Consider the following 14,210-nt stretch of genomic DNA (forward strand, 5'->3'; position numbering starts at 1 on the left):
GTAAAAGCCCCGATAGCCGTGGCTTTAGAGGTTTCCCTCGTGTCAGCGCTTCCTGAGCGGATGGTCCTTCAGGAACCACGAGAGCGCGAAAGCGATGAGCGCGATGCACGCGGCGACGAGATAGACCGTGTGCATCGAGCCCGCGAACGCGTGCAGGTAATCGTCGTGTAAGGCGGGCGGCAGATGCGCGACCGCCTGCGGTCCGAGCGATTGCGGCATTTCGGTGCCGGGCGGAAGCAGTGTTTCGAGGCGAGACCGCAAGCTATTCGAAAAGATCGCGCCAAACGCCGCCACCCCGACCGAGCCGCCGATCGAGCGGAACAGTGTCGCGCTGGAGGTCGCCACGCCCATCAACCGGAATTCGACGACGTTCTGCACCGCGAGCACGAGCACCTGCATCACCATGCCGAGTCCGAGGCCGAGCAGCGCCATGTACACGTTCATGATCGCGAGCGGCGTGTCGAGGTCGAGCGTCGAGAGCAGCAGCATCGCGGTGGAAACGAGCGCCGTGCCCATGATCGGAAAGAAGCGATATTTGCCGATCTTGCTGATGACGCGCCCGCTCACGATCGACGACAACAGCACGCCGCCCATCATCGGCGTGATCTGCAGGCCCGCCTGCGACGGCGTCGAGCCCTTCACGACCTGCAAATAAAGCGGCAGGAACGTGACCGCGCCGAACAGCGCGCAACCGACGATGAAGCCGATCAGCCCCGCCAGCACGAAGGTGCGCTCCTTGAAGAGCGAGAGCGGCATGATCGGTTCGGCGGCGAGGCGTTCCTCGTAGACGAAGCCGCCGATGCACACGAGTCCGAGCAGGAGCGTGCCCCAGAGCTGCGGCGAGGTCCACGGAAGCAGCGTGCCGCCTTCGCTCGTGAAAAGGATGATGCAGGTGAGCGCCGCGGCGAGAAACCCCGCGCCCATGTAGTCGACGCGATGATTCACATGCGCGGTGTGCGGCTTGAACACGAGCTGGATCACGGCGAGCGCGATCAGGCCGAGCGGCAGGTTGATGTAGAAAATCCAGCGCCACGAAAGATGCTCGACGAGAAAGCCGCCGAGCAGCGGGCCGACGACCGTCGCCAGGCCGTACACGCCGCCGAACAAGCCTTGGAAGCGGCCGCGTTCGGCGGGCGGGATGACGTCGGCAATGGCGGCCATCGTGATGACCATGAGGCCGCCGCCGCCCAGCCCTTGCAGGGCGCGCAGCGCGATCAGTTGCGTCATGTTCTGCGCGACGCCGCAGAGAATCGAGCCGGCGAGAAAGATCAGGATCGACGCCTGAAGTACGATCTTGCGGCCGAACTGGTCGCCGAATTTGCCGTAGAGCGGCACGACGATCGTCGAGCTGAGCAGGTAGGACGTGACGACCCACGAGAGGTTTTCGAGCCCGCCGAGATCGCCGACGATGGTCGGCAGCGCGGTCGAGACGATAGTCTGGTCGAGCGCGCCGAGCAGCATCACGAGCAGGAGCGCCGTGAACAACAGCCGGACGGGCGGTTTCGGTGCGATACCGGTTTCGTCGGACGCTTGCGCGCCCGCGACGGCGGTTTGGTGCAAAGATGTCATGTCGACTGAGCCGGCGTGAGCGACGCCGCGAGCAAAGAGTGAGGATGTGTTGCGTATCCGCGGCCGGACTTGTCGCCCGGCAGTTCGGATCGATTGTAATTAATTAACGTGGAAGTTAATATAGGCCACGAAACGGATCTCGTCAAATTCTTATATGGAAAACGATGTGCTGGACACTGGCGCGGGCGCATCCGCGAGCCCCGCGCCGCGACGGAAACCGGGGCGCCCGAGCGGTACGCATGGGGAGCAGGCCCGCGAGCAACTGCTGGATATCGCGCTCGAGCTGTTCGCGCGGCAGGGCATCGGCGAAACGACGCTCGGCGCGATCGCGCGCGAGGCGGGCGTCACGCCGGCGATGGTTCACTACTACTTCAAGACGCGCGATCAGTTGCTCGACATGCTGATCGACGAGCGTTTCGTGCCGCTGCGCGTCGAGCTCGCGCGCGTGTTCAACGATCCGGATTCGGAGCCTGTCGATACGCTGCGCGCCTTCGTGGAAACGCTCGTCGCGACCGTCGATAAATATCCGTGGTTCGCGGCGCTATGGGTGCGCGAGATGATCAGCGAGGGCGGGCTGCTGCGTCGGCGCATGGCCGAGCGCTTCGGCGACGCGCACAAGGATCGCGCGATCGAGCGCATCGCGGGTTGGCAGAAGGAAGGAAAGCTGAATCCGTCGTTGGAGCCGTCGCTCGTGTTCGCGTCGCTCTTCGGGCTGACGGTGTTTCCGCTCGCGACTACGCGCTGGCGCGGGGAAGGAAGCCGGGCCATCAGCGCCGAGCAGCTCGCGCGGCATGTCGTCGCGTTGTTGATGAGCGGGATTCAGCCGCATTGAGTGTGGCGGGCGCCATCGCGGTTACCTATCCGGTTAAAATCCGTCCCTCGTTCGCCCGCGCCGCGCCGCCAGAAGAGCGCGCCGCAACCCGCCTCAAGAGGAGACAACCCGATGGCAACCCCCGTCACCGCCGGCAGCATTTCCGCCCGGCTCGATCGCCTGCCCGCGACGCGTACCGTCTGGACGCTCATTGTGCTGCTGAGCCTCGGTTTCTTCTTCGAGCTCTACGATCTCCTGTATTCCGGCTATGTCGCGCCCGGTCTCGTCAAAAGCGGCATCCTCACGCCGACGACCACCGGTTTCTTCGGCATGACGGGCATCGCAAGCTTCATCGCGTCGCTGTTCGCCGGGCTGTTCGTCGGCACGATCGCCTGCGGTTTTCTCGCCGACCGCTTTGGCCGTCGCGCGATCTTCACGTATTCGCTGCTGTGGTACACGCTCGCCAATCTCATCATGGCGTTCCAGGACACGGCGACGGGCCTCAACATCTGGCGTTTCATCGCCGGCGTTGGCATCGGTGTGGAACTCGTCACGATCGGCACCTATATCTCCGAACTCGCGCCCCGGCATATCCGCGGCCGCGCGTTCGCGTGCGAGCAGGCGGTCGGCTTCATGGCCGTGCCGGTGGTCGCGTTCCTCGCGTATCAGCTCGTGCCGCGCGCGCCCTTCGGAATCGACGGCTGGCGCTGGGTCGTCGTCATCGGTGCGCACGGTGCGCTCTTCGTCTGGTGGATTCGCCGCACGCTGCCGGAAAGCCCGCGCTGGCTCGCGCAGAAAGGGCGGCTCGACGAAGCCGACCGCGTGATGCGCGCGCTCGAAGAGAAAGTCGCGCGCGAGTACGGCAAGCCGCTGCCGCCGCCCGAAGCCGCCCTCGAAACCGCGGACAGGCGCGGCACCTTCGCCGACATGTGGCAGCCGCCCTACGGCAAGCGCGCCACGATGATGATCGTCTTCAACGTGTTCCAGACCGTCGGCTTCTACGGCTTCGCAAACTGGGTGCCGACGCTGCTCGTGAAGCAGGGCGTCACGGTGACGTCGAGCCTCATGTATTCGAGCATCATCGCGATCGCCGCGCCGATCGGTCCGCTCATCGGGCTCGCCATCGCCGACAGGATCGAGCGCAAGACGGCCATTGTCGCGATGGCGGCGGTCAATATCGTCTGCGGTCTGCTCTTCAGCCAGTCGAGGAACGCGGCGTTTCTCATCGCGATGGGCGTCGGTCTGACGCTCTCCGCGAACATCATGTCTTACAGCTTCCACGCCTATCAGACGGAACTCTTTCCGACGAGCATCCGGGCGCGCGCGGTCGGCTTCGTCTACTCATGGAGCCGTTTTTCGGCGATTTTCACGTCGTTCATCATCGCGGGTGTGCTCAAGGGCTTCGGGACGACGGGCGTGTTCGTGTTCATCGCGTCGGCGATGTTGATCGTGATGGCGGCAATCGGCTTCATGGGCCCGAGAACGCGCGATCTCGCCCTGGAAAAAATCTCGCACTAGGCGAAAATGGCGCGCGATGCTGCGAGTCAGCGTCCTGTATGCCAAAATGCGCAGGGCGTACCCAATCGGCCGCCAATATTCGAATATGTCCGACACGCTCAACACAGTCGAAGCAGATCATGCGATGCGCAACTGGACGTACCGGTCGACGGGGCAGATTCCGATCGGTTCGGACCTGCACAAGCGCATGTTCTGCGAGATGCTGCTGACGACGCACAATCCGTACAAGCCCGCCGTCATCGACTGGCCCAAACTCGATCCCGCCGCGTTGAAGCGCGTGACCTCGCTGCCGATCTGGGATATCGCCGTGCAGACAGAAGGGCGCGCATCGATTCGCGTCGCGACCTACGCGGGCACCGTCACCGACCCGCAACTGCGCGAAGCGTTGCGTATGAACGGCGGCGAAGAGGCGCGGCACAAGCTCGTGCTGTCGAAGCTCGTCGAGGCGTACGGCATCGCGCTCGCGCCGGAGCCGCCGTATCCCGCTCCCGCCGATGCGCTGCGCGCGTGGATGCTCACGGGATACAGCGAGTGCATCGACAGTTTTTTCGCGTTCGGGCTTTTCGAGGCGGCGCGGCAATCGGGATATTTCCCCGAAGAACTCGTCGAGACCTTCGAGCCGGTCATTCAGGAAGAAGCGCGGCACATTCTGTTCTTCGCTAACTGGGCCGCGTGGTATCGGCGCAGCCTGCCGTGGTATCGCAAGCCGTGGTTTCTCGCGAAGACCGCGAGCGTCTGGTTTTCGCTGATCCGCGACCGCATCTCGCTCGCGCGCGGCTTCGACAAGAGCGGCGCGGCGCAGGACGTGAACTTTCCGGCGAACGTCGGCGATTCGGTGGCGGGCGATGTATCGGTTCGCGCGCTGATCGAACTGTGTCTCGCCGAAAACGACCGCCGCATGGGCGGCTACGACGCGCGGCTGTTGCGTCCGGCCACCGTGCCGAAGCTCGCGCGCTTCGCGCTGCGCTTCATCAGGAAGTAGGCTTCTCTCGCGCGGCGCTCGTTTCGAAGCGCCGCGACGCTTCCTCCACGTCTTGCCGGAACTGCGCGAGCGCCGCCAGTTGCACATTCGGCGGCTGCAGCGCCGTCCACAATACTTCCACCAGTTCGTTCGCCGTCGTCTCGATCTGAGTCTGACTCAGACGGCGCTTCGCGAGCGTCGCGTCCCACAGCACGTGTTCCATCGGGCCGAATACGAGCGAGCGCAAGAGACGCAACGGCATGTCGCTGCGCACATGGCCGAGCGTCTGGCCGCGCGCGAGCACGTCCATCAGCGGCGCGGTGTAGCGGCGCTGCAATTCTGTCAACGTGTCCGACAGATCGTGCTGTTTGCTGCGCCCTTCCGACAGCACGAGCGCGCACAGTCCCGTACCGTTCATCAGCATGAGCCGCATGTGCGTCCTGACGATGAACGCGAACTGCTGGCGCACCGAGCCGTCGCGCGGCAGGCCGGTCTCGAAGGCATCGATGATTTCGTCGTACCAGTCGGCGATCACGCGCGCGCATAGCTCGCGCTTCCCGGCGAAATAGCTGAACACGGTCGCTTCCGAAATGCCTGCGCGCTGCGCGATCTCGGCGCTCGTCGCGGCGTCGTAGCCTTTCTCTGCGAAGACATCGCGGCCCGCCTGCAGGATGTCCTTCACGCGCTGCTGCGATTTGACGCCCGTGGGCGTGCGGCGGCCGGTAGTGGTATGCGTGGACATGATGGCGAAGCGTGCGAAATAAATGTGAGCGTAGCTCAAAAACCTATTGACGGCTAGCCGATTTGAGCGTGAAATTGCCCCATTCCGTGGTTTGCTGCCCTGTGTGAGTGAAACTCAAATTTCAGGGCGCGCCGAAAACATCGCATCTGAAGGAGACGACTCATGAGCACCGTACCCGGACTGAATTTCGCGCTGGGCGAAGACATCGACATGCTGCGCGACTCGCTCGCCAATTTCGCGGCGAAGGAAATCGCGCCGCGCGCCGGCGAAATCGACCACAGCGACCAGTTTCCGATGGATCTCTGGAAGAAGTTTGGCGATCTCGGCGTGCTCGGCATGACCGTCTCCGAGGAATACGGCGGCGCGAACATGGGCTACACCGCGCATATGGTCGCGATGGAAGAGATTTCGCGGGCATCGGCGTCGGTGGGGCTGTCGTATGGTGCGCATTCGAATCTGTGCGTGAACCAGATTCATCGCAACGGCACGGAAGCGCAAAAGCAGAAGTATCTGCCGAAGCTCGTGTCGGGCGAGCATATCGGCGCGCTCGCAATGAGCGAGCCGAACGCGGGGTCGGACGTCGTCAGCATGAAGCTGCGGGCCGAGGAAAAGGGCGATCACTACGTGCTCAACGGCACGAAGATGTGGATCACCAACGGCCCGGACTGCGACACGCTCGTCGTGTACGCGAAGACGGACGTCGAAGCCGGTCCGCGCGGCATCACGGCGTTCATCGTCGAGAAGGACATGAAGGGCTTTTCCGTCGCGCAGAAGCTCGACAAGCTCGGCATGCGCGGCTCGCATACCGGTGAGCTCGTGTTCGAGAACGTCGAGGTGCCCAAAGAGAACATACTCGGTCAGTTGAATGGCGGCACGAAGGTGCTGATGAGCGGCCTCGACTACGAGCGCGCCGTGCTCGCGGGTGGCCCGACCGGCATCATGCTCGCATGCATGGACGCGGTCGTGCCGTATATCCACGATCGCAAACAGTTCGGCCAGGCGATCGGCGAATTTCAGCTCATCCAGGGCAAGGTCGCGGACATGTACTCGACGCTGCAGGCCTGCCGCGCGTATCTCTACGCGGTCGGCCGCCAGCTCGACACGCTCGGCTCCGGCCACGTGCGCCAAGTGCGCAAGGACTGCGCGGGCGTCATCCTCTACACCGCGGAAAAGGCCACATGGATGGCGGGTGAGGCCATTCAGATCCTCGGCGGCAACGGCTACATCAACGAATATCCGGTCGGCCGGCTGTGGCGCGATGCGAAGCTCTATGAAATCGGCGCGGGCACGAGCGAAATCCGCCGCATGCTGATCGGCCGCGAACTGTTCGCCGAGACGGCCTGAGGCGCGCGCTCATGACGATCATCGAATCTAAACTGAATCCGCGTGGCGAGGAATTCCGCACGAACGCGGCCGCGCTCGAGGCGCTCGTCGCGGATCTGAAAGCGAAGGTCGCGAAGATCGCGGAAGGCGGCGGACAGGCCGCGCGCGACCGGCACGTGTCGCGCAACAAGCTGCTGCCGCGCGATCGCATCGCGCAACTGCTCGATCCGGGCACCCCGTTTCTGGAACTGTCGCAGCTCGCGGCATACGGCATGTATAACGACGACGCGCCGGGCGCGGGCATCATCACGGGCATCGGGCGCATTGCGGGGCAGGAATGCGTCGTCGTGTGCAACGACGCGACCGTGAAGGGCGGCACATACTATCCCGTGACCGTGAAGAAGCATTTGCGCGCGCAGGAAATCGCGGAGCAGAACCGTCTGCCGTGCGTGTATCTCGTCGATTCGGGCGGCGCGAACCTGCCGAATCAGGACGACGTATTCCCCGACCGCGATCACTTCGGCCGCATCTTCTACAACCAGGCGAACATGTCGGCGCAAGGCATCGCGCAGATCGCCGTGGTGATGGGCTCGTGCACCGCGGGCGGCGCCTATGTACCGGCGATGAGCGATGAATCGATCATCGTCAAGAATCAAGGCACGATCTTTCTGGGCGGCCCCCCGCTCGTCAAGGCCGCGACGGGCGAAGAAGTCAGCGCCGAAGATCTGGGCGGCGGCGACGTGCATACGCGCCTGTCCGGCGTTGCCGATCATCTCGCACAGAACGACGCGCATGCGCTCGGCATTGCGCGCAGCATCGTCGGCAATCTGAATCGGGTGAAAACGCCGACGCTCGCGCTGAAAGAGCCGCGTCCCCCGCGTTACGACCCGCAGAGCGTGTACGGCGTAATTCCCGTCGATACGCGCAAGCCCTTCGACGTGCGCGAGGTGATCGCGCGCATCGTCGACGATTCCGCCTTCGACGAATTCAAGGCGCGCTACGGCACGACGCTCGTGTGCGGCTTCGCGCATATCTGGGGGCATCCGGTCGGCATCGTCGCGAACAACGGCATTCTCTTCAGCGAATCCGCATTGAAGGGCGCGCATTTCATCGAGTTGTGCGCGCAACGCAAGATTCCGCTCGTGTTCCTGCAGAACATCACGGGCTTCATGGTCGGCCGGAAGTACGAGAACGAAGGCATCGCGCGCAACGGCGCGAAGATGGTCACGGCGGTTGCCACGGCGAAGGTGCCGAAGTTCACGGTAATCATCGGCGGCTCGTTCGGCGCGGGCAACTACGGCATGTGCGGCCGCGCCTATTCGCCGCGCTTCCTGTGGATGTGGCCGAACGCGCGCATCTCGGTGATGGGTGGCGAACAGGCCGCGTCCGTGCTGGCGACCGTGCGGCGCGACGGCATCGAGAAGAAGGGCGGCACGTGGTCGAAGGAGGAAGAAGAGGCGTTCAAGGCGCCGATCCGCGATCAGTACGAGGCGCAAGGGCATCCGTACTACGCGAGCGCGCGTCTGTGGGACGACGGCGTGATCGATCCCGCGCAAACGCGCGACGTTTTGGGCCTCGGCCTCGCCGCGACGATGAACGCACCTATCGAAGAAACACGCTTCGGCGTGTTCAGGATGTAACGCCATGTTCAACAAAATACTGATTGCGAACCGCGGCGAGATCGCGTGCCGGGTCGCGGCGACGGCGAAGCGCCTGAACGTCGGCAGCGTCGCCGTCTATTCCGATGCGGACGCGAAAGCCAAGCATGTCGATGTCTGCGATGAAGCGGTGCATGTCGGCGGGTCGGCCGCGGCGGAGAGCTATCTGCGCATCGAGCGCATTGTCGATGCGGCGAAGAAGACCGGCGCGCAGGCGATTCATCCGGGCTACGGATTCTTGTCGGAGAACGAGGAGTTCGCCAATGCGTGCGAGAAGGCGGGTCTCGTCTTCATCGGGCCGCCCGTCGACGCGATTCGCGCGATGGGTTCCAAGGCGGCCGCAAAGGCGCTCATGCAATCCGCGTCCGTGCCGCTCGTGCCGGGCTATCACGGCGACGATCAGGATCCTGCGCTGCTTCAGCGCGAAGCGGACCGCATCGGCTATCCGGTGCTGCTGAAAGCAAGCGCGGGCGGCGGCGGCAAGGGCATGCGCGTCGTCGAGAAGAGCGAGGACTTCGCGGCGGCGCTCGCATCGTGCAAGCGCGAGGCGGCGTCGAGCTTCGGCAACGATCGCGTGCTGATCGAGAAGTATCTGCTGCGCCCGCGTCACGTCGAAGTGCAGGTCTTCGCTGACAAGCACGGCAACGCGGTTTATCTCTTCGATCGCGATTGTTCCGTGCAGCGTCGCCATCAAAAGGTGCTGGAAGAAGCGCCCGCGCCGGGTCTTCACGATGAAACCCGCCGCGCGATGGGCGAAGCCGCGGTCGCGGCGGCGCGCGCGGTGGACTACGTCGGCGCGGGCACGGTCGAATTCATCATGACGCAGGACGGCCAGTTCTACTTCATGGAGATGAACACGCGCCTGCAGGTCGAGCATCCGGTGACGGAGATGGTGACCGGGCTCGATCTGGTCGAATGGCAACTGCGCGTGGCGGCGGGCGAGCCCTTGCCGCTGAAGCAGGACGAGCTGAAGGTGCACGGCCACGCGATCGAAGCGCGCATCTACGCGGAAAATCCGTCGCGCGGCTTCCTGCCGTCGACGGGCACGCTCAAGCACGTGCGCATGCCGCACGCGGTGCAGTTTTCTATCGACGGCGACGTGCGCGTGGACAGCGGCGTGCGTCAGGGCGACGCGATCACGCCGTTCTACGATCCGATGATCGCGAAGTTGATCGTGCATGGCCGCGACCGCCGAGATGCATTGGCGCGCATGGCGCGCGCACTGGCGGAGTGCGAGATCGTCGGGTTGTCGACGAATGTCGAGTTCCTGCAACGCATCGTGACGAGCCAGCCGTTCAGTGCCGGCGATCTCGACACGGGCCTGATCGAGCGTCATCACGATGCGCTCTTCGCGCCCACTCTCGTTTCGCGCAAGAAGGGGCTTGCGCTCGCGTGCGCGGCGCTGCTCACGCGCGAGGGCGGCGAGGCGCACGGCCACTCGCCGTGGGATGCGCTGTCGCACTGGCGCATGGCGGGCGGCTATAGCCAGGATTTGAACTGGCGCGCGCTCGATACGGACGAGACGCTGAAGGTCGTGTTCACGAAGAACGGCGACAAGCGTCTCACGCTGAACGATAAAAGCGCGCGCTTCGACTGGTCGCATAGCGGCGCGACGTCATTCGCGGTCCAGCTCGACGATGCGCTGATCAAGGGCCACGTCTTCACCGACGGCGACGTCTTCCACGTCTTCCACGAAGGCGCGGCGTTCCAGTTCGAGTGGCAGAACCTGATGGCCCATGCGGGCGATGCCGAGCACGAAGGCCGTCTCACCGCGCCGATGCCCGGCAAGGTGATCGCGGTGCTCGTGGAGACGGGCGCGACGGTCGAGAAGGGCGCGCCGCTGATGGTGATGGAAGCGATGAAGATGGAGCATACGATCGTCGCTCCTTCGACGGGCAAGATCGGCGAGATTCTGTTCGAAGTCGGCGATCAGGTCGCCGACGGCTCGCAGCTGCTCGTGCTGGAGGTCGAGCAGGCGGCTAGCGCTTGACCTTCGCGGGCGCGCCGAGCAGCGTCTCTTCCTTCTCGGCGCGCACCAGAATTTCCACGCGGCGGTTCATTGCGCGGCCTTGCGCCGTTTCGTTGCTGGCGATGGGCCGCAGCCACGCCACGCCTTTCGTCGCGATGCGCTCGGCGGGCACGCCACGCGCGATCAGCGCCCGCGCGACGGCCTGGGCGCGCGCATCGGAAAGCGTGCGGTTATAGGCCAGCGTGCCCTGGTTGTCGGTATGACCTTCGATCAGAATGGGCCGCATGCTGCGCTTCAACACCTGAGCGGCGCGATCGAGCAGCGGCGAATAGCCTGCGCGGAGGGTCGATTCGTCGGTATCGAAGAGCGGCGCCTCGGGCAGCCGCATCTCCACGCCCCCTTTGACCGGCAACATGGTGATGCCGTTTTGCGCGTTCAATTGATCTTCCTTCGACCGGTTGAGGCCGGTGGAACATCCGGCGAGCAGTACGAGAGACAAGCATGCGCCAGCCGTTGCGCGCGAGGCGAATTCCTTCATTTGCAAAAATCCTGCTTCGATGGCGAGTCTCGATTATAGGGAGCGCGAAACGCGCCTTTTGTAAATAAAGATGCATGACGGCGCGCATCCAGTGGAATGATTCGTGCGTGATTACAATGCTGGCGAACGATTCATGTTCTGCCGACAATCGCACATCACGAAGAGAGACCGCTCACTCATGCCCATCCAACCGCGCAACGACTCGACACCGGACTCATCCGAGCGCACCCGCAAGCTTCAGCGCACGGCGTCGGCGGTGCTCTATACGGTGCTCGTGCTGGTCGCGCTTTATACCGCGCGCGCATTCATTCCGGCGGTCGTCTGGGCGAGCGTGATCGCGATTGCGCTATGGCCGGCATTGGGCTGGCTCGAGCGACGGCCGATGTTCAAGCGGCATCACAACGTGCTCGCGGTCTTGCTGACGGCGGCGATCGGTCTGCTGTTCGTCGTGCCGTTCTTCATCGTCGCGGCGCAAACGGCGAACGAAGCGCGCGACATGCTCCACTGGTTCCACGATGTGTTGCGCACCGGCATTCCGATGCCCGCTTTCATCGAGCATCTGCCGATGGGTGCGCAACAGGTCGGGCACTGGTGGCAGGAGAATCTGGCGACGCCGCTCGAAACGTCGCCCGCGGTGAAGAACCTGCATAGTGCGACCGTCGTCGCGATGACGCGGCACTTCGGCGGGCGTGTGGTGCATGGCGTCGTCATCTTCGGCTTCATGCTGATGACGCTGTTCTTCGTGTTTCTTGCGGGCTCGAAGCTCGGTGAGCAATTGCTTTCGGGTTCGCGCCGCGCGTTCGGTCCGGATGGCGCGGCGCTCGTGCGGCGCATGGCCGAATCGGTGCGCAGCACGGTGGTCGGACTCGTCGTCGTGGGACTGGGCGAGGGCGCGCTGCTCGGGATCGCCTATGCGGTGACGGGCGTGCCGCACGCCACCTTGCTCGGCATGCTGACGGCCATCGCGGCGATGCTGCCGTTCTGCGCGCCGATCGTGTTCCTCGGTTCGGCGCTGTGGCTGCTTGCGCAAGGCTCGATGATCGCGGCGATTTGCGTCGCCGTGTTCGGGATGATCGTCGTGTTCGTCGCCGAGCACTTCGTGCGGCCGGTGCTGATCGGCGGGTCGGCGCGGCTGCCGTTTCTGCTCGTGCTGTTCGGCATTCTCGGCGGCGCCGAGACTTTCGGGCTGATCGGATTATTCATCGGCCCGGCGCTGATGACGATTCTCGTCGTGCTATGGACGGATTACGTCGACAAGCGGAGTTAGCGCTTTACCGCTTGCTCCGGTGTCGCGTCGAAGGCGCCTCGGCGCTTTCGACGTCCGGCGTATGCATCGCGGTTACGCACGAGGAGCATCATCGAAGCCAGATCAACGGCGTTCCTGCACGCACACCCACGGCGAGAGAACGACCGCCCACAACTCCGGATCGCGCGCGGCGAGATCGGCGGCCGTCGCTGCCTGCATGCGCTCGATCAGCCCGGCGGAAAGCCATTGGGTGACCTGCTGCGTGTCGTCGGCGGCGAGGGCTTCCGCGACGCTCACGAGATCGAGATCGCCCTTCACCCAGATGAGCTTGCCTTGCGCGAAGAAGCGCTCCAGTTCGGACCAGCCGATCTGTGCGGTTTCACCGAGGAGCTTGACGTAGAGCGGGCTGGGCGTGGGAGCGTCGGACATGGGAGAAAGCGGAGAAAAGACCAAAGGCGTCCGACACTATAACGCAGTGCCGGACGCCTTTCGTTTCACACGACTGCCGCGAGACGCTTTACAGATCGAAGAAAACCGTCTCGTTCGGGCCGCGCAGATGGATGTCGAAGCGATAGATCGTGCCCGACGAACCCGGCTTGGCCGACGCGCCTGCCTCGCGCTTCGCGATCAGCGTATGACGGCGCTCGGCCGGGACGCTCTGCAGCACGGTGTCCTTCGCGTTGGCTTCGGTTTCGTCCTCGAAGTAGATCCGCGTGTAGGTATGCAGCAACATGCCGCGCATCAGCACGATGACGTCGAGGTGCGGCGCGGAATCGTCGGCGGTTGCGCCCGGCTTCACCGTATCGACGATGAAGCGCAATTTCGGATCCGTGCCCGTGCCCACGCGGGCGAAGCCGCGAAAGCCTGATTCGCGCGCTTCCTGCACGTTCTGCACATAGCGGCCGTTCGCATCGGCCTGGGCGACTTCGATCAGCGCGTCGTTGACGGGCTTGCCTTCGGCGTCGAACACATTGCCGACGACGGCGATATGCTCGCCCGGCACTTCGCGATCCGCCGCCGACGCGGTGAAGAGGCTCTTCAGATCGAAGTTGTATTGCTCCGGAACGAGGCCGTAAGCGAAGTACGGTCCGACGGTCTGCGATGGGGTCTGTTTCAGCGTGGTCATGTTCGATTACTCCGTCGGCGTTTGATCCGGGCCGCGCAGCACGATGTTGAATTCGTAGCCGAGCGCGTAGTTTTCCTGCGTCGTGTCGATCGAGAAGGACGAGACGAGACGCTTGCGCGCGTGCTCGGGAATGCCCTGATAGATCGGATCGAGGTCGAGCAGCGGATCGCCGGGGAAGTACATCTGCGTGACGAGGCGCGAGCCGAAATATTCGCCGAAGAGCGAGAAATGAATGTGCTGCGGACGCCAAGCGTTCGGGTGATTGCCCCACGGGTACGCGCCCGGCTTGATCGTCATGAAACGATAGCGGCCTTCGTCGTCGGTCAGGCAGCGGCCCGCGCCGAGGAAGTTCGGGTCGAGCGGCGCGTCGTGCTGGTCGGCTTTGTGAACGTAGCGGCCTGCGGCGTTCGCCTGCCACACTTCCACGAGCGTGTTGCGCACCGGACGGCCGCCTTCGTCGAGCACCTGTCCCGTCACGATGATGCGCTCGCCGAGCGGTTCGCCGTTCTTCGCGGCGTTGCGTGTGAGGTCGTTGTCGAGCACGCCCAGATCGTCAGCACCATAGACCGGCACGCGGCGATTGCGCAGGTTTTCCTTGAGCGGAATGAGCGGCAAGCCCGGGCTGCGCAGAAGCGACGACTTGTAACCCGGCGACAGATACGCGGGATGGGATTCCCAATCGCGCGGTGTGAGGATGGGGGAGGTCATGTCGACTGTCTCCTGTATTTGTGGAAGTTGAATAGGATGTT

13 protein-coding genes are annotated in these 14,210 nt (G+C 64.1%); 7 read left to right on the plus strand and 6 right to left on the minus strand.

Annotated features, from left to right (window positions below; all coding sequences use genetic code 11):
• Nucleotides 1–42: 42 nt before the first annotated feature.
• Nucleotides 43–1,569 carry an MDR family MFS transporter gene (locus NCS28_RS16250; protein WP_250514775.1) on the minus strand — a complete coding sequence of 509 codons (1,527 nt, stop codon included), beginning with the start codon at nucleotides 1,567–1,569 and terminating at the stop codon, nucleotides 43–45.
• 166 nt (nucleotides 1,570–1,735) lie between these two features.
• Here NCS28_RS16250 and NCS28_RS16255 point away from each other — a divergent pair, with 166 nt between their 5' ends.
• The 3 genes from NCS28_RS16255 (at nucleotide 1,736) to NCS28_RS16265 (ending at nucleotide 4,880) form a co-directional block, all read left to right on the plus strand.
• Nucleotides 1,736–2,401: a TetR/AcrR family transcriptional regulator gene (locus tag NCS28_RS16255; RefSeq protein ID WP_250514776.1), complete on the plus strand. Its 666-nt coding sequence runs from the start codon at nucleotides 1,736–1,738 to the stop codon at nucleotides 2,399–2,401.
• A 111-nt stretch (nucleotides 2,402–2,512) separates the two neighbouring features.
• Nucleotides 2,513–3,898 carry an MFS transporter gene (locus NCS28_RS16260; protein WP_250514777.1) on the plus strand — a complete coding sequence of 462 codons (1,386 nt, stop codon included), beginning with the start codon at nucleotides 2,513–2,515 and terminating at the stop codon, nucleotides 3,896–3,898.
• A gap of 85 nt (nucleotides 3,899–3,983) precedes the next feature.
• Nucleotides 3,984–4,880, plus strand: coding sequence for a ferritin-like domain-containing protein (locus NCS28_RS16265; RefSeq protein WP_250514778.1), 897 nt, complete (start codon nucleotides 3,984–3,986; stop codon nucleotides 4,878–4,880).
• Here the strand turns inward: NCS28_RS16265 and NCS28_RS16270 are convergent.
• Nucleotides 4,870–5,601, minus strand: coding sequence for a TetR/AcrR family transcriptional regulator (locus tag NCS28_RS16270; protein ID WP_250514779.1), 732 nt, complete (start codon nucleotides 5,599–5,601; stop codon nucleotides 4,870–4,872). The genes NCS28_RS16265 and NCS28_RS16270 overlap by 11 nt on opposite strands.
• 162 nt (nucleotides 5,602–5,763) lie before the next feature.
• On the opposite strand from NCS28_RS16270, the gene NCS28_RS16275 reads away from it, so the two are divergent.
• Genes NCS28_RS16275 through NCS28_RS16285 form a run of 3 tightly spaced genes read left to right on the plus strand, consistent with a single transcriptional unit; the run spans nucleotide 5,764 to nucleotide 10,572 of the window.
• Entirely contained in the window at nucleotides 5,764–6,945 is a 1,182-nt protein-coding gene (locus tag NCS28_RS16275) for an isovaleryl-CoA dehydrogenase (RefSeq protein WP_250514780.1), read from the plus strand.
• A gap of 11 nt (nucleotides 6,946–6,956) precedes the next feature.
• Entirely contained in the window at nucleotides 6,957–8,564 is a 1,608-nt protein-coding gene (locus NCS28_RS16280; RefSeq protein WP_250514781.1) for a carboxyl transferase domain-containing protein, read from the plus strand.
• 4 nt (nucleotides 8,565–8,568) lie between these two features.
• A complete protein-coding gene (locus NCS28_RS16285; RefSeq protein WP_250514782.1) occupies nucleotides 8,569–10,572 on the plus strand; it encodes an acetyl/propionyl/methylcrotonyl-CoA carboxylase subunit alpha in 2,004 nt (667 codons plus the stop codon).
• Here the strand turns inward: NCS28_RS16285 and NCS28_RS16290 are convergent.
• A complete protein-coding gene (locus NCS28_RS16290; RefSeq protein ID WP_250514783.1) occupies nucleotides 10,562–11,089 on the minus strand; it encodes an OmpA family protein in 528 nt (175 codons plus the stop codon). The genes NCS28_RS16285 and NCS28_RS16290 overlap by 11 nt on opposite strands.
• A 178-nt stretch (nucleotides 11,090–11,267) precedes the next feature.
• Here NCS28_RS16290 and NCS28_RS16295 point away from each other — a divergent pair, with 178 nt between their 5' ends.
• Complete coding sequence (locus NCS28_RS16295; protein WP_250514784.1) at nucleotides 11,268–12,356, plus strand: AI-2E family transporter; 1,089 nt, start codon at nucleotides 11,268–11,270, stop codon at nucleotides 12,354–12,356.
• 102 nt (nucleotides 12,357–12,458) lie between these two features.
• Here the strand turns inward: NCS28_RS16295 and NCS28_RS16300 are convergent, their stop codons facing one another.
• The 3 genes from NCS28_RS16300 to pcaH form a co-directional block, all read right to left on the minus strand.
• Nucleotides 12,459–12,764: a DUF2288 domain-containing protein gene (locus NCS28_RS16300; protein WP_250514785.1), complete on the minus strand. Its 306-nt coding sequence runs from the start codon at nucleotides 12,762–12,764 to the stop codon at nucleotides 12,459–12,461.
• A gap of 88 nt (nucleotides 12,765–12,852) precedes the next feature.
• The gene (gene pcaG, locus NCS28_RS16305; RefSeq protein WP_250514786.1) at nucleotides 12,853–13,461 is read right to left on the minus strand and encodes a protocatechuate 3,4-dioxygenase subunit alpha; all 609 of its coding nucleotides are present in this window, start codon (nucleotides 13,459–13,461) and stop codon (nucleotides 12,853–12,855) included.
• Nucleotides 13,462–13,467: 6 nt separating this feature from the next.
• The gene (gene pcaH / locus NCS28_RS16310; protein ID WP_250514787.1) at nucleotides 13,468–14,169 is read right to left on the minus strand and encodes a protocatechuate 3,4-dioxygenase subunit beta; all 702 of its coding nucleotides are present in this window, start codon (nucleotides 14,167–14,169) and stop codon (nucleotides 13,468–13,470) included.
• Between the last annotated feature and the right edge of the window lie 41 nt (nucleotides 14,170–14,210).

The organism is Caballeronia sp. INDeC2 (genome assembly GCF_023631325.1).
Lineage (GTDB): Bacteria > Pseudomonadota > Gammaproteobacteria > Burkholderiales > Burkholderiaceae > Caballeronia.